Raw genomic sequence first — 25,607 nt, 5'->3', positions numbered from 1 at the left:
TTACTATTCTACCAATTCCATTACTTCATCAAAATTCAATCCACCATAATTACCGGAACTCATCAATAATAAAGCTGAATTCTCAAGATTTAAATGAAACAAATAGTCTTTGAAATCTTTTGGATTCGTGTAAATGATTAAATCTTTTCTGTTGAATGCATTTGCTATCTGTTCATAAGTCACTTCTTCCAACTGTTTAATTTTTACTGCATCCGGAGAATAGAAAACAACTGCTTTATCGGCATATTCTAAGGCACCTTCATACTCTTTTAAAAATTCAGCATTCAAGCTGCTATATGTATGTAATTCTAAACAAGCTACCAAAGTTCTATTTGGATATTGCTCTTTTACAGCTTTTGTAGTTGCCGCCACTTTACTTGGTGAATGGGCAAAATCTTTATAAGCAACTTTAGTTTTACTTTCAGCGATTTTCTCCAATCGTTTTGAAGCCCCTTTAAAACTCGCGATAGCTTCGTAAAAATCGGCTTCATCAACTCCCATATTTTGGCAAATCCATTTGGCTCCAGCCAAATTATTAAGATTATGTGCTCCAAAAACTTCAATCGGCATGTCGCCTTCCGGAGTTTCGAGAAGCGTAATACCATCATTTACGGTATATTTTGGTGTATGATACGCTAATTTTCGGATTGGATTTGTAGCGGCTTCGGCAACACGTTTCACTTCGGAATCCTCTTCATTGTATACTAAAATCCCACCATTGGTAATTTTGCCAATAAAAATTTCAAACTGTTCCACATAATTTTCATACGTTGGAAAAACATTGATATGATCCCAAGCAATTCCAGAAATTAAAGCAATATTCGGCTGGTATAAATGAAACTTTGGTCTTCTGTCTATTGGCGAAGACAAATATTCATCTCCTTCCAAAACAATAAAATCATTTTCCTCAGTAAGATGCACCATCGTGTCAAATCCTTCCAATTGTGCGCCAACCATATAATCAACCGCTATATCATGGTAATGCATCACATGAAGAATCATTGAAGTTATGGTTGTTTTTCCATGAGAACCACCAATTACAACGCGCGTTTTATTTTTGGATTGTTCGTAAAGAAATTCAGGATAAGAATATATTTTCAATCCTAATTCCTGTGCTTTCAACAATTCCGGATTATCAGCTTTGGCATGCATTCCTAAAATTACTGCTTCGATATCGGAGGTAATTTTTTCAATAAACCATCCTAATTCCGGAGGCAAAATTCCTTTTTTATCTAATCTTGATTTTGATGGTTCAAAAATAGCATCATCACTTCCTGTAACTTGATACCCTTTGTTGTGTAATGCTAAAGCGAGATTGTGCATGGCACTTCCTCCAATAGCTATAAAATGTGTACGCATTAAGTTTGTGTTTTATAGTTGTTGAATTCGAAACAAATTAGAAATTAATCTTAATTTATTTATCCTTTTTTATTTTTATATTCTTCTAAAACTGATTTGGCTTTTTCAGGTTCGTTCATCTTATTTTTGTACAAATTGGCCAGCTTTTGATAGCTCATTTTTGAACCTCCTATCGCTATTGCTTTTTTGTAATTCTGTTCTGCTACTTTATATCTTTTAAAATATTCGTCAATATGTCCTTTAGATAAATAGCCGTCAATGGGTGACAACCGAAATAATTCATTCGAATATTTCACAGCCTTAGACTCGCTACCACCAATGATTCCTGGCAACTGAATATACAACTCTATCAATGCCCAACGCGCCTCAATATGCTTAGGATTGAGAACTATCGCTTTTTCAAAAGAGCTTTTAACTTCATCAATCATTCCAAGAGCCTTGAATTTACTAACCTGACTTGCTTTCATGCCAAGAGCCCCTCCATATTTATAATAATAATTAGCTTCCGAAGGTTTCAATTGCTTCAGTTTTTTATAATATCCAATGGCTGTATCCCATGCTTTATTTCGTCCTGCGATATCTCCCAGATATTCGATTGTTTTAAGACTAGACGGATTACTTTTTAGAAAATTTTCAAAAACAGGTCGCGCCTGATCAAATTTTTCCTCTTTGAATAATTTTTCTGCGACATCAAAACTGGATTGTGACCAAATCATCAAAGGAAGTAATAAAAAGAAGTATACCATTTTTTTCATCTTTCAAAAATAAGGAAATTTTGAAGTATTAAACAGATTTTTTAAGCTAAAAAGCCCCTCAATTAAAAAAGGAAATATAATGAATAAGAAACATTAACATAACATAGTGGTCTTACTTTCGTAAAAACTAAAAATGAAAAGAAAGAGAAAAATTCCTTTAGTAGTATTAAGCGATGTACACTTAGGAACATATGGTTGTCATGCAAAAGAATTGTTACAGTATTTAAAATCGATAAATCCTCAAACATTAGTTTTAAATGGAGATATTATCGATATGTGGAGTTTTAGTAAAAGCTATTTTCCAGCCTCGCATATGAATGTATTGAGACAAATTATAAAAATGTCTAATCTAGGTACTCGGGTAATCTACATAACCGGAAATCACGATGAAGCTTTACGAAAATACTCTGATTTTATTTTAGGAAATTTCGAATTGGCTGATAAATTAATTCTGGATTTAGATGGCAAAAAAACGTGGATTTTTCATGGAGATGTATTCGACTCTTCAACTCAGGGCTATGCCAAAATACTGGCTAAACTAGGCGGTAAAGGCTATGATTTATTGATTTTAATCAACAGTTTAATTAATTGGTTTTTGGGTGTTTTAGGCAAAGAAAAAAGAAGCTACTCCAAAATGATTAAAGACAGTGTCAAGAAAGCGGTTTCCTTCATCTCTAATTTTGAAACTACTGCCGCAGAAATAGCCATCCAAAAAAAATACAGTTATGTAGTTTGCGGACACATCCACAAACCTCAAATGAAGGAAATAGAAAATGAACACGGAAAAGTGATGTATTTGAATAGTGGTGATTGGATTGAAAACCTTACGGCATTAGAATATAAAAAGCAAAAATGGAGTCTTTATCATTATAAAACAGAGCACTACAAAGACACTGACACCCATGAAGAAAAAATAATCAATGACATTGTCAACAAAATTCTTTCCTAAAAACCGTATTCAGAAAAACACTAAAAACGTTCTTAAAATAAAAATATACAGTAATGAAAATATTTTATGCTATTCAGGCAACGGGCAATGGTCACATCAGCAGAGCTGTACAATTATATCCTTATCTTCAAAAATTTGGTGAAGTTGATTTTTTTATGAGTGGTAACAATGCCAGTCTGGATGTCAATTTACCTATAAAATTTAAAAGCGATGGCTGTAGCTTGCATTACAGTAAATGCGGCGGTTTGAATTATTGGGATATTGCCAAAAACATTAAACCAAAACAAATATATAAAGACGCAAATTCTTTACCGCTGAAAAACTATGATGTGGTCATCAATGATTTTGATTCCATTACTTCTTTGGCTTGCAAATTACAAAAGGTGCATTCAATCCAGTTTGGACATCAAGCCAGTTTTATATCTCCTTTGACTCCCAGACCTGAAAAAAAGAGTATTATGGGAGAAATGATTCTGAAACATTATGCGCCTTCTCCTCAATATATTGGCTTACATTTTGATAAATACGACTCCTTTATACGTCCTCCAATTATCAAAGATGAGATCCTAAATGCCAAACCCAAAAACAAAGGTCATATTACAGTTTATTTGCCTTCTTTTCAAAAGGATTGTTTAGAAAAAGCATTCAACAAGCTTCCTAACTTCTCTTTTCATTGGTTTTTAAATGATGTAAAAACCAAACACACCATAAAAAACGTTACTTATTTTCCCGTTAATCAAGAGTACTTCAATAAAAGTCTCATCAATTGTGAAGGGATTATTACTGGTGGGGGATTTGAAACACCTGCTGAAGCATTATATTTAGAAAAAAAAATACTCTCTATTCCTATTCGGAAGCACTATGAACAAGAATGCAATGCGGCGGCTCTCAAAAAAATGGGAATTCCTGTCCTTTATGATGTTGGGGATGATTTTTATTTAACAATAGAAAACTGGCTTGATTCTCCTATAAAATACCCGAAGATAGAAGCCAATAATATCCCTGAAACTTTGCAATTTTTATTTGACACTTATAATAAATAACGGAATCAAATAAATCATAAAAACAGAAAAGGTGCTCTTTGCAGAACACCTTTTGATATAATTTTTTAAAATGTTAGTCATTCAACATTTTCCATAATTTATCTTTCAATTCAGTCAAACCTTGTTGCGCAACTGAAGAAATAAACATATAAGGAATGTCTTTGAAAGCAACGTCTAATTCGACTTTCAATTCTGCTTTCAACTCATCATCGAGCATATCGCATTTTGAAATCACCAACAAACGCTCTTTGTCAAGCATTTCTGGATTGTATTTTGTCAATTCGTTTACCAAAATATCATATTCCGCTTTAATGTCTGGCGTATCCACCGGAACTAAAAACAATAACGTTGAATTACGTTCAATATGTCGCAAGAAATAATGCCCAAGACCTTTCCCTTCCGCAGCACCTTCAATAATTCCTGGAATATCAGCTATAACAAAAGATTGAAAATCTCTGTACGCCACGATTCCAAGATTTGGTTTTAGAGTAGTAAACGGATAATCAGCAATTTTTGGTTTAGCTGAAGTCAATACAGACAGCAATGTTGATTTTCCTGCATTAGGAAAACCTACTAAACCTACGTCAGCAAGTACTTTTAGTTCAAGAATAACATCCATCTCTGCACCTGGCAAACCTGGTTGTGAATATCTAGGCGTTTGATTGGTTGAACTTCTAAAGTGCCAGTTTCCTAAACCCCCTTTCCCACCACGAGAAAGTATTTGTTTTTCACCGTCTTCGGTAATTTCAAATAATATTTCTCCGGTTTCTTTATCTTTTACAACTGTTCCCAGCGGAACTTCAATGAATTTATCATCCCCATCAGCGCCCGTGCTTCTGTCTCCACTACCATCTCCACCATTACCAGCTTTAATATGTCGGGCAAATTTAAGGTGGAACAATGTCCAAAGACCTTTGTTACCAACTAAAAAAACATGACCACCACGACCACCATCACCACCATCAGGACCACCTTTTTCAATAAATTTTTCTCTATGCAAATGCGTAGACCCTTTTCCTCCTTTTCCGGAAGAAACATATATTTTAACGTAATCTACAAAATTCCCTTCAGTCATTTTTTTTAATTTCAGATTTCAGCTTTCGGATTTCGGATTGAAAAAAATTCAAACTGCTATCTGTCTCCTGCCCTCTATTTCTATTTTTATTATTTAAGTGCTTTCACCATCACTTTATCAATCTTCACGCCATCCATATCAATGACTTCTAACTCAAATTTTTGCCAAATTAATTTCTCCCCTTGTTTAGGTATATGAGAGAGTTCCGTCATTATTAATCCACTAACCGTAGTTACTTCGTAATCATTGATTAACTCATCTAATTCAAAGTACGTCAAGAAATCATGAAGTGAATAATGCCCGTCAACCAGCCAACTCCCATCTTCTCTTTCAATCAATTGAAAATCATCCTTGTAAAAATCAGAAGCATCTCCTACCAAGGCTTCCAGAATATCGTTCAAAGTAATTACGCCTTGAAAAACGCCATATTCATCAGAGACAAATGCATAATGAATACCTGTTTTTTTGAATCTTTCTAAGGCTATATAAGCAGTAGTTTGCTCCATCATAAAAGGAGCCTCAGTCATTATATCCGCTAAATTGAAGTTTTCATTTTCAAAATGAGCAAAAATATTTTTTAGGTTAACGACCCCAACAATATCATCATAATTCTCCCCATAAACAGGATAAATAGAATGCAGCTCTTTCAGCATAAATTCTTTAACCTGTTCTTTATCAGCGTGCAAAGGTAAAAAAACTACTGACTTTCTGTGTGTCATCAAGGAGTTTATTTTTCGGTCTCCAATATGAAAAACACGCTCCACAATATCTTGTTCTATTTCCTGTACTTCTCCACCTTCAGTACCTTCTTTGATAATCGCTTTTATTTCTTCTTCGGTTACTTTACCATCCGCGGTGGGTTTTATTTGTAAAATATTCAATAAAAAATCCGTTGAATGAGTTAACAACCAAATAAATGGTGCGGTAACGATAGAAACAATTTTCATGGGTAAAGCCACCGCTTTAGCAATGGATTCCGGGTGATTCAAGCCTATTCTTTTAGGCAACAACTCTCCCAATACTAAGGAAAAAAAAGTCAAAATCACAACAACTAAACCTACAGCAACAGAATGGGCATACGGTTTTACTATTTCAAACCCTATTATAAATGCCTCAACATCTTTGGTTATTTTATCACCACTATAAATACCGGTAAGAATCCCTATCAGAGTGATTCCTATTTGTACTGTTGACAAAAATTTATTGGGTGAATTCGCTAAATCCAATGCGATTTTAGCGCTTTTATTTCCTTTTTTTGCCGCAGTCTCTAATCTATTCTTTCGTGCTGAAATCAATGCGATTTCTGACATAGAGAAAACCCCATTTAATAGTATTAGAAAAAATATTATTAGTATTTCCAATTTTTTAGTTGATTCGTTTTTTATTTAAATTCTGATTCCTGCATTTTATTTTCTGAAACCTGCAATCCTGATTTTTAGCCCAGATGGGAATGAAAAGCCTGGAGTTAAAAAAGCTAATTTTTTTTGTCAAAAAAGAGCGACCAAAGGAAGCTCCTTTTAGGACTTAGAAAAATAGTTTTTTTAACGAGGACTTGTAATGTACAGCTGGAATTGCTCCTATAAATTATCAATAACGTTGCTTACTCTTTCGGTAATTTCAGCGATTGAACCTATTCCGTTTACTGCGTGAAATTTTCCTTGCTTCTGATAATAATCCATTAAAGGAGCTGTTTTTTCATTATATTCCTGATACCGATTTCTGATTTTTTCTTCGTCTTGATCGTCAATTCTACCACTTGTTTTTCCTCTTTCAAGTAATCTTGCCACCAAGATTTCATCATCGGCTTCAAGTGCTATTGTTGCGGCAACATTAGAACCTATTGAAGTAAGAAATACATCTAAATCCTTTGCTTGTGAAATTGTTCTTGGGTAACCGTCAAACAATATCCCATTAGTATCCGGGTGTTTATTTACCTCATCAATTAGCATTTTAGTAGTCAATTCATCTGGCACCAAATCCCCCGCATCCATATATACTCTTGCTTGTTTCCCAAGTTCCGTATCGTTTTTTAAATTAAAACGAAATACATCGCCCGTGGAGATATGCGTTAATTTGTATTTTTCTTTTAAAAATTCAGCTTGAGTTCCTTTACCTGCTCCTGGTTTTCCAAATAAAACAATGTTAGTCATGTTGTTGTGTAGTTATTCTTTTAATTTATATACTTCGGGTAAATTTCTTCCTAAACCATCATAATCCAAGCCAAAACCTACAATGAATTTATTTGGAATTCTAATTCCAACGTAATCTATTTTCAAGTCTTTTGTGTATGCTTCCGGTTTGAAAAAAAGCGTTGCTATTTTAAAATGTTTTACATTTTGTTTTTTAAATAATTCTTTCAGCTCTACCAAAGTATTTCCAGTATCTATAATATCTTCTATTATAATAACGGTGCGTCCAGTCAAATCCTGATTCAGTCCTATTAATTGTTTTACTTCGTTTGTGGAAGAAGTTCCCTCGTAAGAGGCCATTTTTATGAAAGATAGCTCACATGGTTTTTTATACAGTTTCATAAAATCAGAAACTACCATAAAGGAACCATTTAGGACGCCCACAAATACTGGTATTTCATCACCAAAATCATCTTCTATTTGCGCAACCATTTTTGCGATTGCAAAGTCAATTTCTTTGGCAGAAATAAACGGAACAAATTGTTTATCGTGAAGTTGTATCATTATTTTTGTGTTTAAAATAATGCGCAAAGATACAGAATTCGGATTTGACAATTGGTAAATGGGCATTAATTTGTAATTTTAAGTAAATTTCACAAAAAACAAACTTAAAATGTATTAAAAGCAATAAATGATGCAACATAAATTCCGAAGAAAATAAAATAGCATTTTCCTATTCAATCATTATGAAGTATCTTTGCTCTTCATAAACAACAACATAATGAATTATTTTTCTTCTGATTTTAAACTGGGAATTCTCGGTGGCGGACAACTCGGCAAAATGCTTTTGTTTGACACTCGAAAATTCGACATACAGACTTATGTGCTTGATCCAAGTGATGAAGCGCCATGTAAAATAGCTTGTGATAAATTCTTCAAAGGAGATTTAATGAATTTTGAAACCGTTTACAATTTTGGAAAACTGGTTGACGTATTAACCTTTGAAATCGAGTTGGTGAATCTTGAAGCTTTAATAAAACTGGAAGAAGAAGGCGTAAAAGTATATCCTTCCCCCCAAACATTGAAACTGATTCAAAATAAAGGAATCCAGAAAGATTTTTATACAAAACATGCTATTCCTACCGCAAATTATAAACGATTTGGCAATCTAAAAAGTGTAGTCGTTGCTATACTGGATTCTAAATTAAAATTGCCTTTTGTATGGAAATGCACTGAATTTGGTTATGATGGAAACGGTGTAAAAGTCATTCGACAAATTTCAGATTTAGACAATTTAGCCAATGTAGAATGCATTGCTGAAGAAATGGTCCCTTTCAAAAATGAGTTGGCGGTTATCGTTTGTCGCAATCCATCAGGCGAAATAAAGACCTATCCTGTGGTAGAAATGGAATTTCATCCAGAAGCAAACCAAGTAGAATATGTGATTTGTCCTGCTCGAATTGACGCTGCCGTTGCTAAAAAAGCAATCGAAATCGCATTAGATGTTTCGGATAAATTCAATCATGTAGGTCTTTTGGCAGTCGAAATGTTTCAAACAGAAGACGATGAAATTTTAGTTAACGAAGTCGCTCCTCGCCCACACAATTCAGGTCATTATTCCATTGAAGCCAGTTATACTTCGCAATTCGAAAATCATTTGCGTGCCATTCTTAATTTACCTTTGGGAAATACAGCCAGTAAAGTTGCCGGTATTATGGTAAATTTATCAGGCGCAGAAGGATATTCCGGGGATGTAGTTTACGAAAATATTGAAAAAATATTAAGTTGGGACGGTGTTACACCTCATATTTATGGCAAGAAAGAAACACGCCCCTTTAGAAAAATGGGACATGTTACCATTGTAAATAAAAATATTGATGAAGCCAGAAAAATTGCTGAAAAAGTAAAAAATACGATTCGAGTTATTAGTAATCGATAATCTATTTTCAGTCGCAGTCATTCACTTTAAAACACAAAATTAAAAAACATGAAAGTAGCCGTTATAATGGGAAGCATTTCTGACATGCCCGTAATGCAAGAAGCGATAGACATCCTAAAAGCATTTGATATAGAAACAGAAGTTGACATTGTTTCCGCTCACAGAACACCAGAAAAATTATTCGATTTTAGTAAAAATGCACATCATCGAGGGATTACGGTAATTATTGCCGGTGCTGGCGGTGCTGCACATTTACCAGGAATGGTCGCTTCGATGTCGCCACTTCCAGTAATCGGCGTTCCTGTAAAATCCAGTAATTCTATCGATGGTTGGGATAGTATTTTGTCTATTCTTCAAATGCCGGGTGGCGTTCCTGTAGCAACTGTTGCACTAAATGGAGCAAAAAACGCTGGAATTCTTGCCGCTCAAATCATAGGAAGTCATAACAAAAGTGTCCTTGACCGAATAATATTATATAAGACAGGATTGAAAGAAGCAGTAAATATTGCCTCCGAAACTCTTAACAAATAATAAAAAAAGCTCCATTAACGGAGCTTTTTTTATTTCAAATCAGGAATCATTTATTCTACACTTACTGATTCTTCCAAAACACCTTCAAATTCCGAAGCAATGATATCTTCCTTGTTTAACCAGTATTCGGAGGTAGTCAAAGTATAATTTACGTTATCAGAAGTTGACAAATCCCACAAAATATCTTCGGCTTCCGGAAAAGGTGCATTTTCATTCATCGCGTGATCAAACAATCTTTTGATAAGAGTACTGTCTGACAAACCATTGCTTAACAATTTTAAAACATTTTCTTTCGTCAATAAAGTTTGACTTTCACCTTCTGATGGTGTCATACTGCATTCGATAATTATGGCTTTTGCATTGGGAAATTTACCGTTGTACGCTTTAAAAAGCAATTGATTGACATGAAACAAAGTCGAATGCAAACCTATTTCAGGATATTCTTCACAGACTTTGTCTAAAAACATATCGTTTGAAATTTGCTGAATTTGACCTTCATTTAAATCCTCTGATAATTTATATTCCAATACAATTACGGCAGCATCTTTGGGTTCAAAATCAGAAATTGCCATAAACAACAATTCTCTTAAACTGGCCGCATCGGCATCTGAAGCATCCGGATAATCGAATTTTTCAAGCAGTTTGATATAATCATCATTAGTCCAATATTCCTCGATTTGATCTACAGTATTAGCGCTTTTTATTATAATTTGATAATTCATATTTTATTTATTTTTTTGATTCGTTTCTTCAAAAACCAATCTTTTTTTACAATTTAAGGCTTTATTACTGCCAAACGAAATAAATAACATTTAAATAACACAATCCATTCTAGCATTTTAGGATAAATCAATTCCTTTAGCAACCTCATTTTTTTCAATAAATCCATACCTTTGTTATCTTTAAACATCGAATTATTTTTATTAAAAAAATACAAATGAGCATCCTAACACACCATTTCAATACAAAATATAACACTGCCCCTTTTTCGAAAATAAAGAACGAAGATTTTCTTCCCGCTTTTCAAAAAGGAATCGAATTGGCAAAAGCCGAAATCGATGCTATCGTACGAAATCCTACAAAACCAACTTTCGAAAATACCATTGAAGCATTGGCTTTCAGTGGAGATGTTTTGGACAGAATTTCAAGTATCTTTTTCAACTTAAATTCAGCGGAAACGAATGACGAGATTCAGAAAATCGCTCAGGAAGTTTCTCCTTTATTGTCTGAATTTGGAAATGATGTTCGCCTTAACCCCGATTTATTCGCCCGAGTAAAAACGGTTTACGAGCAAAGAGATAAGCTGAACCTAAATCCGGAACAAACTACGCTTTTAGACAAAAAATACAAAAGCTTCTCCCGAAACGGAGCCAATTTACCAGAAGACAAAAAGAATCAATTGCGAGAAATCGACAAAGAATTATCGAAATTGAGTTTACAATTTGGCGAAAATGTTTTGGCCGAAACGCAAGCCTATGAATTGCACATTACAAACGAATCTGACATAGCTGGTTTACCGGAAGGAACTATAGAAGCCGCTCATTCTTTGGCTAAAAGCCAAGAAAAAGAAGGATGGATTTTCACGTTGGATTACCCCAGTTATGTTCCGTTTGTAACCTATGCGGACAATCGCGAATTGCGCAAGAAAATGGCAATCGCTTTTGGTGCCAAAGGGTTTCAAAACAACGAATTTGACAATCAGGAGATTGTGCTTAAAATTGCCAAATTACGTTTTGACAGAGCACAAGTTTTAGGATATGCTTCGCACGCTCATTTTGTACTTGAAGAAAGAATGGCAGAAAGTCCGGAGAAAGTAAAAACATTTTCAAATGACTTATTGGAAAAAGCCAAACCGGCAGCTTTGAAAGAATTTGCCCAATTGACTGCTTTCGCAAAAGAGTTAGACGGAATCGAACAACTGGAAAAATGGGATGGCGCTTATTATTCGGAGAAATTGAAGCAACAATTATTCAATTTGGATGATGAAATATTAAAACCATATTTTCAATTAGAAAAAGTCTTGGACGGTGCTTTTGCAGTAGCGCAAAAATTATATGGAATCACTTTCGAAGAAATTTTCGAAGTGGATAAATACCATGAGGAAGTAAAAACATACGAAGTAAAAGACGAAGAAGACCAATTAGTTGCCGTGTTTTATGCAGATTTCTTTCCAAGAAAAGGCAAACGCAACGGAGCCTGGATGACGTCATTTAAATCGCAATACATAAAAAAAGAAATCAACGAAAGACCCCACATTTCAATTGTATGTAATTTCACAAAACCTACTGAAACGAAACCATCATTATTAACTTTTAATGAAGTGACAACTTTGTTTCATGAATTTGGTCATGCGTTACACGGCATGTTAGCCAACACGACATATCCAAGTTTATCAGGAACTTCTGTGTATTGGGATTTCGTAGAATTACCGAGTCAAATTTTGGAAAACTGGTGTTACGAACCAGAAGCATTGGCTTTGTTCGCATACCATTATCAAACTGGCGAAATAATTCCAATGGAATTAGTACACAAAATTAAAGAAAGTGCCAGTTTTCAAGAAGGGATGGCAACGATGCGCCAATTGAGTTTTGGGTTGTTAGACATGGGTTGGCATGCACAAGATCCATCTAATATCAAAGACATCAAAGCTTTTGAAACCGAACAATTTGCAGCCACACAACTCTATCCTGATGTAAAGGAAAATGCGATGAGTACTTCCTTTTCCCATATTTTTCAAGGTGGATATTCGTCTGGTTATTACAGCTACAAATGGGCCGAAGTTCTGGATGCTGATGCTTTCGAATATTTCCAGGAAAAAGGGATTTTCAATAAAGAGGTCGCAACTAAATTCAAAGAAAATGTACTTTCTAAAGGCGGAACGGAACATCCGATGATTTTGTACAAACGCTTTAGAGGACAGGAACCAAAACCGGAAGCGTTGTTGAGAAGAGCAGGATTGGTGTAATTTTTTTGAATAAAAATTAACTATATAATATTTTAGGACCGAAGTTTAAAAGCTTCGGTTTTTTTTATTAAAATAAAATCAATAACGACCACCAAACAATTGGCACGCTTTCCACCCAAAAAGAAGTATAATCTTTCGAACTACTTTAAAAACTCCCTGAAATTTTCCTTGCTTACTACCAAAAAACTGGGTTGATACGCTTCTTGAAATGATTTAGGCAACTTAGCTTTTTTAGCGGAAGACCATTTGAATTCAAAAGCACTGACTGTATCAGCATTAGTTTCAATGTAATCTATTTCCTGTTGTTGTGTAGTTCTCCAAAAGTAAGGTTTTGATAAACTTTGAGAATAGGACAGCTGTTTAAATCGCTCTGAGACTAAAAAATTTTCCCACAATGCCCCTTTATCCTGTCTAAAGTCTAAAGAATTGAAATTTCCAATCAACATATTCCGAACTCCGTTATCATAGAAATAGATTTTTCTGTTTGCCTTTATTTCATTTCTCAAGTTTTTGCTAAAACTATTTAATCTAAAAATCACAAAAGCTTTCTCCAACAAATCTATATAATTATTAACCGTATTTTTATCTACACCAACTAATTGTGCTATTTCATTATAACTTACCTCACTACCAACTTGAAAAGCTAATGCTTGTAAAATCTTTTCTAAAACTTCCGATTTCCTGATGCCCGCTAAACTCAAAACGTCTTTATATAAGTAGCTGGAAACAAGGTTTTTTAAAATTTCATATTCATTACCAAAATTATTGATCACATCAGGATACATTCCATATAACAATCGCAATTCCAATTGTTGTTGCGCTTTCATATAACCTACATTTCCTTCAAATTCATTCCAGGAAATGGGATACAAACGGTATTCAAATTTGCGTCCCGTTAATGGTTCTTGTGTAACATGATTAATATCAAAAGCCGAAGAACCACTCACAATCACTTGCACATCTTTGATTTGATCAACAATAATCTTTAGTTTTAAACCAATAGCAGGAATACGCTGTACCTCATCAATAAAAACGTATTTATAATTTCCAATAATATTTTTTAAGGTTTCGGTATTTGCATTTGCTAAAGTATCAGCTACAACGGCATCATCACCATCAAGAAATAGAAACGAAATATCCTTTAATAAAGCGTTAATCAATGTAGTTTTACCAACTTGTCGCGGACCTATTAATACAATAATTTTTCCCTTCCCTAAATTCTTCTCTATTATTGGCGTTAAATCTCTACTAATCATAACTATAAATTTTAAACAAATATAGTACAATTAAATAATATTCACCAAATTTATACTGTTTTTGGTGAATACATTCACCAAATTTATGCTGTTTTTGGTGAACGTATTCACCAATATTAGTGTTTTTAAAGAACCAAAACTAGCAACCACCAAACAATCGGGACGCTTTCCACCCAAAAAGAAGTATAGTATTTAGAGCGTTTTTCATTGGCAAAAAGCAGAAATAACGAAATCAGAATCACTACTATCAAGTTGACAATTAATTGATTTTCATCAAAATTACTTTTCAGCAATTCCAGAAAATAAAACGGAAGTAAAAGCGACAATCCCAATATTTTTGTTCGCTTCACTCCTATTTGTTGTGGTACGGTTTGCAAATGTGGATCATCATTCGCCAAATCAATAATTTCAAAAATAAGTACCAATACAAAAATCAGGATAAATCGCTGTATACATTTCAGATAGAAATCAAGCGTTATCGAAACATCGGCATTCAAAATAGGCAAAGCCAGAGTCACTCCTACCCAACATAGCGCCACAATATAGATTTTTATACCAGCCCAGTTTCTGGCATTTTTTTTATTTGGAAAAAATGGAAGCGTATACAACAAAGTGATACTCAAAAAAGCAATTGCTACGATTTGGGTAATCCGCTGCAACTGAAAAAAATAAAAACCAACCAAAAGAAGCGCGAAAAAACTAAATATAGCAATGATTTTCAACTCCTTGCGCATCTTTAATTTTTTGGCTCTGGCCAAAGCATCATATTTTACGAAATTATATCCTACAATTGTTCCAAAAAAAACAAAATTAGCTATTGGTGCATCCGAAGAAATGTGGAACATGTGCTGCGTCATTCTCACTAAGGCATAACACGATAATCCCACGTGAATACTGCTATTGATATAAAAATTGAATAGTTGTTTAAAAATCTTCATTAGACAAAATTAATCAATTGTGAACAAACACATCATTTAGTTGAAAAATCAATAAAAAAGGAGACCCAAAATACCTTTTAGATTATTAATAATACCTAATTTTGCACCACAAAAAAAACAACACTTTTATTTCTATATGAAAACAGATGCTTTTGCTTTAAGACACATTGGTCCAAGAGAAAACGACCTTCAACATATGTTGAAAACCATTGGAGTTGAATCTATTGAACAACTCGTATATGAAACACTTCCAGATGACATTCGCTTAAAAGCACCTCTAGATTTAGATCCGGCAATGACCGAATATGAATTTGCAAATCATATTCAAAAATTAGGAAATAAAAATAAAGTTTTTCATTCTTATATTGGTTTGGGTTACAATGCAGCTATTATTCCTGCAGTTATTCAAAGAAACGTTTTTGAAAACCCAGGATGGTACACTGCATATACGCCTTATCAAGCCGAAATTGCCCAAGGGCGTTTGGAAGCAATTTTGAATTTCCAGACTATGGTAATCGAATTAACCGGAATGGAAATCGCCAATGCTTCTTTATTGGACGAAGGAACAGCTGCTGCTGAAGCAATGGCATTACTTTTTGATGTTCGTTCTCGTGACCAAAAGAAAAATAATGTTTGTAAATTCTTCGTTTCCGAAGAAATATTACCTCAAACTTTATCGGTTTTACAAACGCGTTCTACACCAGTTGGTGTTGAATTAGTAATTGGAAACCATGAAGATTTCGATTTTTCAACTGATTATTTTGGAGCTATTCTTCAATATCCCGGAAAATTCGGACAAGTTCATGACTATGCTGATTTTATAGCTAAAGCTGCCGCAAACGAAATAAAAGTAGCTGTTGCTGCTGATATTTTGAGTTTAGCAAAATTGACTTCTCCGGGAGAAATGGGTGCTGCAGTTGTCCTTGGAACGACACAACGTTTCGGAATTCCGTTAGGTTATGGTGGCCCACATGCTGCTTATTTTGCTACAAAAGACGAATACAAAAGAAGTATGCCGGGAAGAATCATCGGTGTAACTGTTGATACGAATGGCAATCGTGCATTGCGTATGGCGTTGCAAACCCGTGAGCAACACATTAAACGCGATAAAGCCACTTCGAACATTTGTACAGCACAAGTTTTATTGTCTGTTATGGCAGGAATGTATGCCGTTTATCACGGACCAAAAGGCTTGCAATATATCGCTAATAAAGTGCATGCTTCGGCAGCTACATTGGCAAATGAGTTAGAAAAATTAGGTTTACAACAAACCAATACCGCTTTCTTTGACACGATTGTTATTAAGGCTGATGCCAAAAAAGTAAAAGCTATTGCTGAACAAAACGAAATCAACTTTTATTATATTGACGAAAATACCGTTTCTATTTCTTTGAATGAAACGACAAGTATTGCCGATTTAAATATCATAATTTCTGTTTTTGCTTCCGCAAAAGAAACTCAGGCAACGCCAATTGAAAGTTTATCAGAAACCAATCATTTTCCAGAAAACGTAAACAGAAAATCCGCTTTTTTAGAACATGATGTTTTCAACAAATACCATTCGGAAACCGCTTTGATGCGTTACATCAAAATGTTGGAACGAAAAGATTTGGCTTTGAATCATTCCATGATTTCATTAGGTTCTTGTACCATGAAACTGAATGCAGCTTCCGAAATGTTGCCTTTAAGCATGCCACAATGGAACAACATTCACCCATTTGCACCATTGGACCAAGCACAAGGATACCAAGAAATGTTAGCTAAACTAGAGCAACAGTTAAATGTTATTACAGGTTTTGCAGGAACAACGCTACAACCCAATTCAGGTGCTCAAGGCGAATATGCAGGATTAATGGTTATTCGTGCATATCACCAGTCAAGAGGAGATCATCATAGAAATATTGCATTAATTCCATCATCGGCTCACGGAACAAACCCGGCTTCAGCTGCTATGGCAGGGATGAAAGTAATTGTTACCAAAACATTGGAAAACGGAAATATCGACGTGGAAGATTTACGTGAAAAAGCAATTTTACACAAGGATAATCTTTCTTGTTTAATGGTAACATATCCGTCAACTCACGGTGTTTTTGAAAGTGCAATTAAAGAAATCACACAATTGATTCACGATAACGGTGGACAAGTTTATATGGATGGTGCCAACATGAATGCGCAAGTAGGATTAACAAATCCCGCTACTATTGGTGCTGACGTTTGTCATTTGAATTTACACAAAACATTCGCTATTCCTCATGGTGGAGGTGGACCAGGCGTTGGACCAATATGTGTTGCTCCACAATTAGTTCCATTTTTACCCTCAAACCCTGTAATTCCTACAGGAGGAGAACATGCAATCACAGCTATTTCTGCAGCTCCTTGGGGTTCCGCTTTAGTTTGTTTGATTTCTTACGGGTACATTTCAATGTTGGGTGCTGAAGGTTTGAAACAATCCACTCAATATGCGATTTTAAATGCAAACTACATTAAAGAGAAATTAAACGGTCATTATGATACGTTGTATTCAGGAGAAATGGGTCGTGCAGCTCACGAAATGATTTTAGAATGCCGTCCTTTCAAACAAAAAGGAATTGAAGTGACTGATATTGCAAAACGTTTGATGGATTATGGTTTCCATGCGCCTACCGTTTCTTTCCCAGTTGCAGGAACCTTAATGATTGAACCTACGGAGAGCGAAAACTTAGAAGAGTTAGACCGTTTTTGTGAGGCGATGATTTCAATCCGTAAAGAAATTGAAGCTGCTACTATTGAAGACAAAAACAATGTTTTGAAAAATTCACCCCATACATTAGCCATGCTAACTACAGATGCTTGGGACTTCCCTTACACTCGTGAACAAGCAGCTTTCCCATTAGATTATATAGCTGAAAATAAATTCTGGCCAACTGTTCGTCGCGCTGACGATGCGTATGGCGATAGAAATTTAGTTTGTTCTTGTGCTCCAATTGAAGCGTATATGGAAAACTAATTTTTAAATTAATACAATAAAATGTCTCGAGAAATCGGGACATTTTTTTTACGCCTCTAATTTTATACAAAATTCAGAAAATAACATAATGCAAATTATTAAAACATCCCTTTTACCAATTGCAACAATTAGCAAAGAAATATCGCATCGATTTTTGCAGTTTGTAAAAAAATAATCAATATTTTTGCCAATAAATTATTATTTCACAATTATATGCGTGCATAGTAAATATTGTGACTATAATAACTTTTTAATCATTAAATTAGCCTGAATTTTTGGATAAATAACCCGATGAAAATAAAAATAACTGGAATAGGAAGTTATATTCCTGAGAAAAAAGTAAGCAACACAGACTTTGGCGAACATGTTTTTTTAAACGAAGATGGAACCGCCTTTGGTTATCCTAACGAAGTTGTCATTAATAAATTTAAAGGAATAACCGGAATCGAGCACAGACGTTATGCCGAAGATCAGCACAACTCATCTGATTTAGCTTTTTTTGCTTCTCAAAAAGCAATAGAAAATGCTGGTATTGACCCGGAAACAATAGATTATATTATCTTCGCACACAATTTTGGAGATGTAAAATACGGCACAACGCAGTCGGATATGATTCCAAGTTTGGCCACCCGTGTGAAACACAAGCTACAAATAAAGAACCCAAAATGTGTCGCCTATGATATCCTTTTTGGGTGTCCAGGCTGGATAGAAGGAGTCATGCAAGCCAATGCTTTCATCAAATCAGGAATGGCAAAACGCTGTCTGGTAATAGGCGCTGAAACCCTTTCGAGAGTAGTTGACGCACATGACAGGGATTCCATGATTTATTCTGATGGCGCTGGTGCTTCAATCATAGAAGCTTCAGATGATGAAACAGGAATGTTATCTTATGAAAGTGCTACATATGCGAATGATGAAGCAAATTATTTGTTTTTTGGTAAATCATATAATCCTGATTTAGATCCAGACACACGATATATAAAAATGTATGGTCGCAAGATTTATGAATTTGCATTAAGCCAAGTTCCTGCTGCAATGAAAAGTTGTTTGGACAAAAGCGGAATAGGCATTGATGACGTAAAAAAAATCCTTATCCATCAAGCCAATGAAAAAATGGACGAAGCGATAATCCAACGTTTTTACAAATTACACGACAAACCCGTCCCTGAAAACATCATGCCAATGAGCATTCATGAACTTGGAAATAGCAGCGTAGCAACCGTGCCTACGCTTTATGATTTGTTAATTCGTGGAGAAATAGAAAATCAATCCATAGAAAAAGGTGACGTTCTTATCTTTGCATCTGTTGGAGCAGGAATGAATATCAACGCATTTGTTTACCGATATTAAGCGTCTAAGGAATTTTGCAATCAGGAGCTAATCCGGCTGTACATTACAATTCCTCACTACAAAACTTGTTTTTCTAAGGTGCAACAAAGCTTCTTTTAGTCGCTTTTTGCACCTTGAAAAACTACATTTTGAAGCTCCGGGATTTTCATTTCCATCCGGGCTAAAAAACAATGCCCAAAAACACATTTATTACTATATTTGTGCCTTCGTGCCCTTGTGGCAAAATCAAAAAAACATGTACGAAAAAACGTTTCCCAATAAAAGATTCAAACACACTTTAGAATTTCTAAAAAAACACATCTCCACAGATCAAACTATACTAGATTTAGGCGTAGAAAACCCCTTCTCTAAAATCATGAAATCAGAGGGATTTGTAGTTAAAAACACCACAGGAGAAGACTTAGATACTGACCAAACTGTACTTTCAAATGAAAAACAGGATGTGGTAACTGCTTTCGAAATCTTTGAACATTTGCTCAATCCGTTTACTATTTTAAAAGAAATAAAATCCGATAAGCTTTTTATATCCATCCCAATGCGTTTGTGGTTTTCACCGGCCTATAGAAGTAAAACTGATATGTGGGACAGACATTACCATGAATTTGAAGATTGGCAATTAGACTGGTTATTGGAAAAAACAGGTTGGAAAATAATCGACAGAGAAAAATGGACCAATCCGGTTAAGAAATTTGGCCTTCGTCCATTATTGAGAAAGTTCACCAACCGATATTATATTGTATACGCTGAAAAAATCCCCACCCCTCCCGGACTCCCCGAAGGGAAGGAAGCCTAGACTCTACAATTTTTAAGCTTAAAATTTTAGCCTCTTAGAAACTTAGTCCCTCAAGAAAAATGAAGTATTACATTGTTATTCCGGCTCATAACGAAGAAGCATTTATTGCTTTAACTTTGGAATCTTTGATTTCTCAAACCGTTTTACCTAAAAAAGTGGTTGTTGTCAATGACAATTCTACTGATAAAACTGCCGAAATTGTTACAGCTTTCGCCAAAGAAAATCCGTTTATCACTTTAGTAAACAAAACTTCAAGCGCCATACATTTACCCGGAAGCAAAGTCATACAGGCTTTTCACAAAGGCTTTGAAAAATTGGATGAAGACTATGATGTAATCGTAAAACTGGATGCCGACTTAATTCTACCTAACAATTATTTTGAGACCGTTCTAAACATTTTCGAAAAAGATGCAACGATAGGAATGGCTGGCGGATTTGCCTACATCGAAAAAAATGGTGACTGGATCCTGGAAAACCTAACCGATAAAGACCATATTCGTGGCGCATTCAAGGCGTATAGAAAAGCATGTTTTCAACAAATAGGCAATTTAAAACCGGCTATGGGTTGGGATACTGTTGATGAATTATTGTCAAAATTTTACGGATGGAAAGTAGTTACCGATGCCTCACTAATCGTAAAACATTTAAAACCTACAGGTGCTAATTATAACAAAACAGCCCGTTACAAACAAGGCGAAGCATTTTACACTTTGGGTTACGGATTTTTAATCACATCGATTGCTTCAGCAAAACTGGCAATGATGAAGAAAAAACCTTTACTTTTTTTGGATTACATTAAAGGTTTTTGGAAAGCCAAAGCAGCAAAAACTCCTTTATTGGTAACGGCAGAACAAGCAAAATTCATTCGAAAGTATCGTTTAAAGAAAATGAAAGAAAAGCTTTTTTAGGTTCCGCAATCAAAAAAGTATAAACGGTAAAGTATAAACTGCTAACTAATCCTTAATTTAGCCCATAATCGCAAAACTATGATGCTCATTCGATATATAACGCAGATAGGAAGATACTTCTTAATGCTGAAAGAAATTTTCAATAAACAGACGAAATGGTCCGTGATGAGAAATCTAATTTTCAAGGAAATTGATGATTTAATTATTGGCTCCCTTGGTATTGTGGCTTTCATCTCATTCTTTGTTGGAGGTGTTGTTGCCATTCAAACGGCATTAAATTTAACTAATCCTTTAATCCCAAAATATCTTATTGGTTTTGCCACTCGACAATCTGTAATATTAGAATTTGCACCTACGTTTATCTCAGTGATTATGGCAGGAAAAATGGGTTCTTTTATTACGTCAAGCATAGGAACCATGCGAGTTACAGAACAGATTGACGCACTGGAAGTGATGGGAGTCAACTCTTTAAACTATTTGGTTTTTCCAAAAATTATCGCTTTATTATTGTACCCATTCCTTATTGGGATCGCCATGTTTCTAGGAGTTTTGGGCGGCTGGATGGCTGGTGTTTATGGCGGTTTTACATCAAGTTCGGAATTTATAAACGGTGCCCAGATGGAATTCATTCCGTTTCATATCGTGTATGCTTTCATTAAAACATTAATATTTGCGATGTTATTAGCCACAATCCCTTCTTTTCATGGGTATTACATGAAAGGTGGCGCACTTGAAGTGGGTAAAGCCAGTACGGTCGCCTTTGTTTGGACATCGGTTTCGATAATACTATTCAATTATATATTAACACAATTGTTACTTGGCTCATGATAGAAGTACAAAACATAGAAAAATCATTTGGCGGTATCAAAATTCTTAAAGGAGTTTCGACGGTTTTTGAAACTGGAAAAACAAATTTGATTATTGGACAAAGCGGATCTGGAAAAACGGTTTTGCTTAAAAGTCTTTTAGGCATTCATACCCCAGAATCAGGAACGATTTCATTTGATGGTAGAATTTATTCTGAATTAACTCCCGATGACAAACGAGATTTACGAACTGAAATAGGAATGGTTTTCCAAGGAAGTGCTTTATTTGACTCCATGACTGTAGCTGAAAATGTTGGCTTTCCGTTAAAAATGTTCACCAAAGACAATAGAGCAAAAATTCAGCAGCGTGTTGACTTTGTACTAAAAAGAGTCAACCTTACTGACGCGCATAAAAAATTACCATCGGAGATTTCAGGAGGTATGCAAAAAAGGGTAGCCATTGCTCGCGCTATTGTAAACAACCCAAAGTATCTTTTTTGTGATGAACCCAACTCCGGTTTAGACCCAAACACGGCTATTTTAATTGATAATCTTATTAAAGAAATCACGGAAGAATACAATATCACTACGGTTATAAACACGCACGATATGAACTCCGTTATGGAAATTGGAGAGAAAATCTTGTTCTTAAAAGATGGTTTAAAAGCTTGGGAAGGTACGAAGGAAGAAATTTTCAGAACCGATAATGAAGCTGTTGTAGCCTTTGTTTATTCTTCGAATTTATTCAAAAAAGTACGGGAAGCTTATTTGAAAGAATAATTTTTTTAAAAAAATTTAACTGGTTTTCAATAACTCTACCTCTGCATTAGGGTTGAATAAATACGTTTTCCCAGAACTTATTTCAAGGCATTCAAAACGTTTGGTTCTAATCGCTATTTTCTTGAAAATCTTTCCGTTTTGGATTCGGAAAACACTGCCATACGGAATTTCAAATACATAATTTTTATCATTTTGTTGGTCAAATTGTTTCAAGGCCAATGCCAAAGTCGCATCGGTATCGCTACTGGCTGTTGGGTTTTTAAAATGTCGAGCCAACAACGGCAACAAATGATTTGGAAAAATCTCCGGACGAATATAGGGAATCATCAACCGTTGAAAGGAATACTTCCACTCGTTTCCATGAGGTTTAATATGTCGCCCAAATTTCTCAAACGCAACCAAATGCGAAATTTCATGAATAAGCGTAATCAAAAACTTGTATTTATTCAGGTTTGAATTTACCGTGATTTCATGCTTGCCATTCAAGCCTTTTCGATAATCACCATGACGGGTTTGACGCTCGTTTACAATCTTAAGATGTACTTGATGGTCCACAATTAGTTCAAAAACTGGTTTTACGGCATGTTCCGGTATGTATCTTGAAAGTGTTTCGCTCATAATTTATAACTCTTACGGATTTGTAGAAGACACTTGCAACACTTTTCCGTTGAAATATTTATTTCCCGTCAACGTAAAATTAAAAATATAATCTGCCATTTCGCTTGCAGAAATAGGCGCTTGATAGCCCGGAAAAGCTTCCGCCAACATTTCTGTTTGAACCGAACCTAATGCCAAAACATTAAAAGCAATGCCCCGCTCTTTATATTCCTCTGCTAATAACTCTGACAGTGTAATAACTGCGCCTTTACTTGAACTGTAAGCTGCAAGTCCGGCAAACTTTAAACTTCCCTGAATTCCGCCCATAGAACTTATCGTTACGACATGGCTTCCTTTTTGTAAATAAGGCAAGCAAATTCGGGTCAAATTAGCAACCCCAAAAACATTGACTTTATAGATATTTTCAAAATCTTCCTGTGACGTTTCTGAAAAGGGTTTCAACAATAAACTTCCTGCATTATGAACGACAGCATCAATTTGTTTCCAAGATTTAGAAAGAAAATCTTGAACTTTTTCCAATTCGGACTCATGAGACAAATCAACCGAAAGACAAGTGATATTTTCATTCCCTAATAAGCTTTGAGGAATTTTTCTGGAAATAGCCAGAACCTGATGTCCAGCCTTGGCAAATTGCAATGCCAACTCATATCCTATACCTCTGCTCGTTCCTGTAATAATAATATTTTTCATGTAGCAAAAATAAACAAAAACACTAAAAAAAACATCATTTTAGCCGTAGGTATTGTTTCGAATATAAAAATAAGGTTTTCTATAATTTTGTTTAATTTTGCCAAAACAAAATACAATTTGAAGTAGCATAAAATGATAGCAAACATACAATTTGAAGTAGCAAAATTGAGTGATATTGATGGAGTATTAGCATTACAGGAATTATACCTTGTCTCTAACTTATCTGAAGAGGAAAAAGAATTTGGCTTTGTTACCACACCGTTTACAATTCCCCAATTAACTGAAGTAATAGAACAACAAGGCTTATTTCTTGCTAAAGACAATAATAAAACCATTGCCTACATATTTTCTGGAAGCTGGGATTTTTTCAATCAATGGCCCATATTCAATTACATGATTACGCTATTACCTGATCTTAAATTTTTAGATTTCGACATTACTACAACCAATAGCTTTCAATACGGTCCTATTTGCATCGATAAAAAATACAGAGGAAAAGGATTGATAACGCCTCTTTTTGAATTCATGAGAAAACACGTTGTTAAAAAACATCCATTGGCTTTGACTTTCATTAACAAAACTAATATACCATCGACAAAAGCGCATACAGAAAAACTAAATTGGTCTATTATTGGTGATTTTCAATTCAACAATAACAACTATTTTATTTTGGCTTATGATATGAATCAGCCTGTTTCTATTCGTTAATTCATATGAATTTCATGTGTTAGCGTATTGGCCATTTGCGTTACGGCAGGTAATAATTCCTGAATAAACGAAGTCATGTGAGGTAAATCCATGGCTTTGAATTCATCTGAAACATGATGGTAAAATTCGAAATTTTCAAAATCGAAAGTACTCACAGACTGGCACGGAACCTTGAAAACATTGTAAAAAGAATAATTATCTGATCTGTAAAATAATTGATATTCAGCTTCTTTTGGTAGAAAACCAATCGTGTTTTTTCCTGTATATTCATTGATTTTACCCGCCATATTCGACTTGTCAAAACCGGTAATATACGCCAGATAATCCCTTTTCATTGGCACACCTATCATCTCAATATTGAATTGCGCGTACAAATTAAAGTTTTGAGCTTTCAGCTTTTTGGCTAAATGTTTAGAGCCCAACAATCCCTTTTCTTCACCAGCAAAGAATACAAAAAGAATGCTTCTTTTATTGTTTTTAGCACTACTGAAATATTTCGCTATTTCAGCAACTGCGGTTGTTCCCGAAGCATCATCATTGGCACCATTATTTATAAAATCTCCATTTACTCCTTTTTTATCAATTCCAATATGATCATAATGCCCGCTAATAATAACGAATTCTTTTTTTAGCACAGGATCATTTCCTTCAACAAAACCTACGATATTAAAAGCGGGTACTTTGAAATTAGACAACGTATCGCGATACGTGGAAAAATAAGGTTTGACATTATTGTCTTTGAAAAACTGTTCCAAATAATCTGCCGCTTTGACCATTCCTTTTGTCCCGGTTTCTCTGCCTTCCAATTCATCCGAAGTCAAGTATTTCAATGTTTCTGCAACATCACTCTCTTTGACTTTATATTCTGCTTCAATTAGTTTTAATCGGGTATCGTTTGTGGCTTGTGCTGTGATAGGAGAATTTCGTACACAACCGAATAGAACGAACGGTAGCAGTAAAAAGGTGTTTTTCATAGTCAATAATTCTTTGGTTAAAAGGAGCAATCTTATTTTATTAATAGAATCAAAA

At 34.7% G+C, this 25,607-nt stretch carries 24 protein-coding genes; 12 read left to right on the top strand and 12 right to left on the bottom strand.

What is annotated here, in order from left to right; translation table 11 throughout:
* Positions 1-3: 3 nt before the first annotated feature.
* Both ACNQGG_RS07835 and ACNQGG_RS07830 read right to left on the bottom strand, forming a co-directional pair.
* On the bottom strand, positions 4-1,359 hold the full coding sequence (locus ACNQGG_RS07835) for a UDP-N-acetylmuramate--L-alanine ligase (protein ID WP_417962794.1): 1,356 nt from the start codon (positions 1,357-1,359) through the stop codon (positions 4-6).
* 59 nt (positions 1,360-1,418) lie between these two features.
* On the bottom strand, positions 1,419-2,114 hold the full coding sequence (locus ACNQGG_RS07830; protein ID WP_417962792.1) for a tetratricopeptide repeat protein: 696 nt from the start codon (positions 2,112-2,114) through the stop codon (positions 1,419-1,421).
* A 133-nt stretch (positions 2,115-2,247) separates the two neighbouring features.
* Between ACNQGG_RS07830 and ACNQGG_RS07825 the strand changes: the two genes are divergently transcribed.
* A complete protein-coding gene (locus ACNQGG_RS07825; protein ID WP_416850265.1) occupies positions 2,248-3,063 on the top strand; it encodes a UDP-2,3-diacylglucosamine diphosphatase in 816 nt (271 codons plus the stop codon).
* Between the two features lie 53 nt (positions 3,064-3,116).
* Entirely contained in the window at positions 3,117-4,106 is a 990-nt protein-coding gene (locus ACNQGG_RS07820; protein ID WP_417962790.1) for a glycosyltransferase family protein, read from the top strand.
* Between the two features lie 73 nt (positions 4,107-4,179).
* Here the strand turns inward: ACNQGG_RS07820 and obgE are convergent, their stop codons facing one another.
* The 4 genes from obgE to hpt form a co-directional block, all read right to left on the bottom strand.
* Positions 4,180-5,181 (bottom strand): GTPase ObgE, encoded by a 1,002-nt coding sequence (gene obgE, locus ACNQGG_RS07815; RefSeq protein ID WP_416850267.1) that lies wholly within the window; start codon positions 5,179-5,181, stop codon positions 4,180-4,182.
* An 89-nt stretch (positions 5,182-5,270) separates the two neighbouring features.
* Entirely contained in the window at positions 5,271-6,542 is a 1,272-nt protein-coding gene (locus ACNQGG_RS07810) for a hemolysin family protein (RefSeq protein ID WP_416857314.1), read from the bottom strand.
* Between the two features lie 216 nt (positions 6,543-6,758).
* On the bottom strand, positions 6,759-7,331 hold the full coding sequence (locus ACNQGG_RS07805) for an adenylate kinase (protein WP_417962787.1): 573 nt from the start codon (positions 7,329-7,331) through the stop codon (positions 6,759-6,761).
* Positions 7,332-7,343: 12 nt separating this feature from the next.
* A complete protein-coding gene (gene hpt, locus ACNQGG_RS07800) occupies positions 7,344-7,874 on the bottom strand; it encodes a hypoxanthine phosphoribosyltransferase (protein WP_417962785.1) in 531 nt (176 codons plus the stop codon).
* Positions 7,875-8,091: 217 nt separating this feature from the next.
* Here hpt and ACNQGG_RS07795 point away from each other — a divergent pair, with 217 nt between their 5' ends.
* Positions 8,092-9,249 carry a 5-(carboxyamino)imidazole ribonucleotide synthase gene (locus tag ACNQGG_RS07795; protein WP_417962783.1) on the top strand — a complete coding sequence of 386 codons (1,158 nt, stop codon included), beginning with the start codon at positions 8,092-8,094 and terminating at the stop codon, positions 9,247-9,249.
* A 48-nt stretch (positions 9,250-9,297) separates the two neighbouring features.
* Complete coding sequence (gene purE / locus ACNQGG_RS07790; protein WP_156129461.1) at positions 9,298-9,780, top strand: 5-(carboxyamino)imidazole ribonucleotide mutase; 483 nt, start codon at positions 9,298-9,300, stop codon at positions 9,778-9,780.
* A gap of 50 nt (positions 9,781-9,830) precedes the next feature.
* Here purE and ACNQGG_RS07785 read toward each other — a convergent pair whose 3' ends face one another.
* The gene (locus ACNQGG_RS07785; RefSeq protein ID WP_417962781.1) at positions 9,831-10,502 is read right to left on the bottom strand and encodes a hypothetical protein; all 672 of its coding nucleotides are present in this window, start codon (positions 10,500-10,502) and stop codon (positions 9,831-9,833) included.
* A gap of 215 nt (positions 10,503-10,717) precedes the next feature.
* Here ACNQGG_RS07785 and ACNQGG_RS07780 point away from each other — a divergent pair, with 215 nt between their 5' ends.
* Entirely contained in the window at positions 10,718-12,745 is a 2,028-nt protein-coding gene (locus ACNQGG_RS07780; protein ID WP_417962779.1) for a M3 family metallopeptidase, read from the top strand.
* A gap of 140 nt (positions 12,746-12,885) precedes the next feature.
* Here ACNQGG_RS07780 and ACNQGG_RS07775 read toward each other — a convergent pair whose 3' ends face one another.
* Positions 12,886-14,001, bottom strand: a complete 1,116-nt coding sequence (locus ACNQGG_RS07775) for an ATP-binding protein (protein ID WP_417962777.1) — start codon at positions 13,999-14,001, stop codon at positions 12,886-12,888.
* Between the two features lie 125 nt (positions 14,002-14,126).
* Positions 14,127-14,939, bottom strand: coding sequence for a UbiA prenyltransferase family protein (locus ACNQGG_RS07770; protein WP_417962775.1), 813 nt, complete (start codon positions 14,937-14,939; stop codon positions 14,127-14,129).
* A 136-nt stretch (positions 14,940-15,075) separates the two neighbouring features.
* Between ACNQGG_RS07770 and gcvP the strand changes: the two genes are divergently transcribed.
* From gcvP to ACNQGG_RS07740, 6 genes are all read left to right on the top strand, one after another.
* Complete coding sequence (gene gcvP, locus ACNQGG_RS07765) at positions 15,076-17,925, top strand: aminomethyl-transferring glycine dehydrogenase (RefSeq protein ID WP_417962773.1); 2,850 nt, start codon at positions 15,076-15,078, stop codon at positions 17,923-17,925.
* A 291-nt stretch (positions 17,926-18,216) separates the two neighbouring features.
* A complete protein-coding gene (locus ACNQGG_RS07760) occupies positions 18,217-19,275 on the top strand; it encodes a 3-oxoacyl-ACP synthase III family protein (RefSeq protein ID WP_417962771.1) in 1,059 nt (352 codons plus the stop codon).
* A gap of 235 nt (positions 19,276-19,510) precedes the next feature.
* On the top strand, positions 19,511-20,068 hold the full coding sequence (locus ACNQGG_RS07755; protein WP_417962769.1) for a class I SAM-dependent methyltransferase: 558 nt from the start codon (positions 19,511-19,513) through the stop codon (positions 20,066-20,068).
* 59 nt (positions 20,069-20,127) lie between these two features.
* Positions 20,128-20,976 carry a glycosyltransferase family 2 protein gene (locus ACNQGG_RS07750; RefSeq protein ID WP_417962767.1) on the top strand — a complete coding sequence of 283 codons (849 nt, stop codon included), beginning with the start codon at positions 20,128-20,130 and terminating at the stop codon, positions 20,974-20,976.
* A gap of 78 nt (positions 20,977-21,054) precedes the next feature.
* Positions 21,055-21,804 carry an MlaE family ABC transporter permease gene (locus ACNQGG_RS07745; RefSeq protein ID WP_416851085.1) on the top strand — a complete coding sequence of 250 codons (750 nt, stop codon included), beginning with the start codon at positions 21,055-21,057 and terminating at the stop codon, positions 21,802-21,804.
* Positions 21,801-22,562, top strand: coding sequence for an ABC transporter ATP-binding protein (locus ACNQGG_RS07740; RefSeq protein WP_416857295.1), 762 nt, complete (start codon positions 21,801-21,803; stop codon positions 22,560-22,562). Before ACNQGG_RS07745 ends, ACNQGG_RS07740 begins: the two co-directional genes overlap by 4 nt.
* Positions 22,563-22,577: 15 nt before the next feature.
* Here the strand turns inward: ACNQGG_RS07740 and ACNQGG_RS07735 are convergent, their stop codons facing one another.
* Both ACNQGG_RS07735 and ACNQGG_RS07730 read right to left on the bottom strand, forming a co-directional pair.
* Positions 22,578-23,180 carry a SprT-like domain-containing protein gene (locus ACNQGG_RS07735; protein WP_417962764.1) on the bottom strand — a complete coding sequence of 201 codons (603 nt, stop codon included), beginning with the start codon at positions 23,178-23,180 and terminating at the stop codon, positions 22,578-22,580.
* A gap of 12 nt (positions 23,181-23,192) precedes the next feature.
* The gene (locus ACNQGG_RS07730; RefSeq protein WP_417962762.1) at positions 23,193-23,870 is read right to left on the bottom strand and encodes an SDR family NAD(P)-dependent oxidoreductase; all 678 of its coding nucleotides are present in this window, start codon (positions 23,868-23,870) and stop codon (positions 23,193-23,195) included.
* Positions 23,871-24,002: 132 nt separating this feature from the next.
* On the opposite strand from ACNQGG_RS07730, the gene ACNQGG_RS07725 reads away from it, so the two are divergent.
* Positions 24,003-24,578: a GNAT family acetyltransferase gene (locus ACNQGG_RS07725; protein ID WP_416857292.1), complete on the top strand. Its 576-nt coding sequence runs from the start codon at positions 24,003-24,005 to the stop codon at positions 24,576-24,578.
* Here the strand turns inward: ACNQGG_RS07725 and ACNQGG_RS07720 are convergent.
* The gene (locus ACNQGG_RS07720; RefSeq protein ID WP_417962759.1) at positions 24,575-25,552 is read right to left on the bottom strand and encodes a M20/M25/M40 family metallo-hydrolase; all 978 of its coding nucleotides are present in this window, start codon (positions 25,550-25,552) and stop codon (positions 24,575-24,577) included. The genes ACNQGG_RS07725 and ACNQGG_RS07720 overlap by 4 nt on opposite strands.
* Between the last annotated feature and the right edge of the window lie 55 nt (positions 25,553-25,607).

The sequence above is a fragment of the Flavobacterium esculini genome, from assembly GCF_048284325.1.
In the GTDB taxonomy this organism is placed as follows: Bacteria; Bacteroidota; Bacteroidia; order Flavobacteriales; family Flavobacteriaceae; genus Flavobacterium.
Note: the sequence above shows the minus strand (reverse complement) of the source record. Positions and strands in the feature narration are given on the sequence as shown.

Bases quoted from the DNA above. Each gene is read 5' to 3' on its own strand.
- ACNQGG_RS07835 (WP_417962794.1), bottom strand. From the start codon at position 1,359: ATGCGTACACATTTTATAGCTATTGGAGGAAGTGCCATGCACAATCTC.
- ACNQGG_RS07830 (WP_417962792.1), bottom strand. From the start codon at position 2,114: ATGAAAAAAATGGTATACTTCTTTTTATTACTTCCTTTGATGATTTGG.
- ACNQGG_RS07825 (WP_416850265.1), top strand. From the start codon at position 2,248: ATGAAAAGAAAGAGAAAAATTCCTTTAGTAGTATTAAGCGATGTACAC.
- ACNQGG_RS07820 (WP_417962790.1), top strand. From the start codon at position 3,117: ATGAAAATATTTTATGCTATTCAGGCAACGGGCAATGGTCACATCAGC.
- obgE (WP_416850267.1), bottom strand. From the start codon at position 5,181: ATGACTGAAGGGAATTTTGTAGATTACGTTAAAATATATGTTTCTTCC.
- ACNQGG_RS07805 (WP_417962787.1), bottom strand. From the start codon at position 7,331: ATGACTAACATTGTTTTATTTGGAAAACCAGGAGCAGGTAAAGGAACT.
- hpt (WP_417962785.1), bottom strand. From the start codon at position 7,874: ATGATACAACTTCACGATAAACAATTTGTTCCGTTTATTTCTGCCAAA.
- ACNQGG_RS07795 (WP_417962783.1), top strand. From the start codon at position 8,092: ATGAATTATTTTTCTTCTGATTTTAAACTGGGAATTCTCGGTGGCGGA.
- purE (WP_156129461.1), top strand. From the start codon at position 9,298: ATGAAAGTAGCCGTTATAATGGGAAGCATTTCTGACATGCCCGTAATG.
- ACNQGG_RS07785 (WP_417962781.1), bottom strand. From the start codon at position 10,502: ATGAATTATCAAATTATAATAAAAAGCGCTAATACTGTAGATCAAATC.
- ACNQGG_RS07780 (WP_417962779.1), top strand. From the start codon at position 10,718: ATGAGCATCCTAACACACCATTTCAATACAAAATATAACACTGCCCCT.
- ACNQGG_RS07775 (WP_417962777.1), bottom strand. From the start codon at position 14,001: ATGATTAGTAGAGATTTAACGCCAATAATAGAGAAGAATTTAGGGAAG.
- ACNQGG_RS07770 (WP_417962775.1), bottom strand. From the start codon at position 14,939: ATGAAGATTTTTAAACAACTATTCAATTTTTATATCAATAGCAGTATT.
- gcvP (WP_417962773.1), top strand. From the start codon at position 15,076: ATGAAAACAGATGCTTTTGCTTTAAGACACATTGGTCCAAGAGAAAAC.
- ACNQGG_RS07760 (WP_417962771.1), top strand. From the start codon at position 18,217: ATGAAAATAAAAATAACTGGAATAGGAAGTTATATTCCTGAGAAAAAA.
- ACNQGG_RS07755 (WP_417962769.1), top strand. From the start codon at position 19,511: ATGTACGAAAAAACGTTTCCCAATAAAAGATTCAAACACACTTTAGAA.
- ACNQGG_RS07750 (WP_417962767.1), top strand. From the start codon at position 20,128: ATGAAGTATTACATTGTTATTCCGGCTCATAACGAAGAAGCATTTATT.
- ACNQGG_RS07745 (WP_416851085.1), top strand. From the start codon at position 21,055: ATGATGCTCATTCGATATATAACGCAGATAGGAAGATACTTCTTAATG.
- ACNQGG_RS07740 (WP_416857295.1), top strand. From the start codon at position 21,801: ATGATAGAAGTACAAAACATAGAAAAATCATTTGGCGGTATCAAAATT.
- ACNQGG_RS07735 (WP_417962764.1), bottom strand. From the start codon at position 23,180: ATGAGCGAAACACTTTCAAGATACATACCGGAACATGCCGTAAAACCA.
- ACNQGG_RS07730 (WP_417962762.1), bottom strand. From the start codon at position 23,870: ATGAAAAATATTATTATTACAGGAACGAGCAGAGGTATAGGATATGAG.
- ACNQGG_RS07725 (WP_416857292.1), top strand. From the start codon at position 24,003: ATGATAGCAAACATACAATTTGAAGTAGCAAAATTGAGTGATATTGAT.
- ACNQGG_RS07720 (WP_417962759.1), bottom strand. From the start codon at position 25,552: ATGAAAAACACCTTTTTACTGCTACCGTTCGTTCTATTCGGTTGTGTA.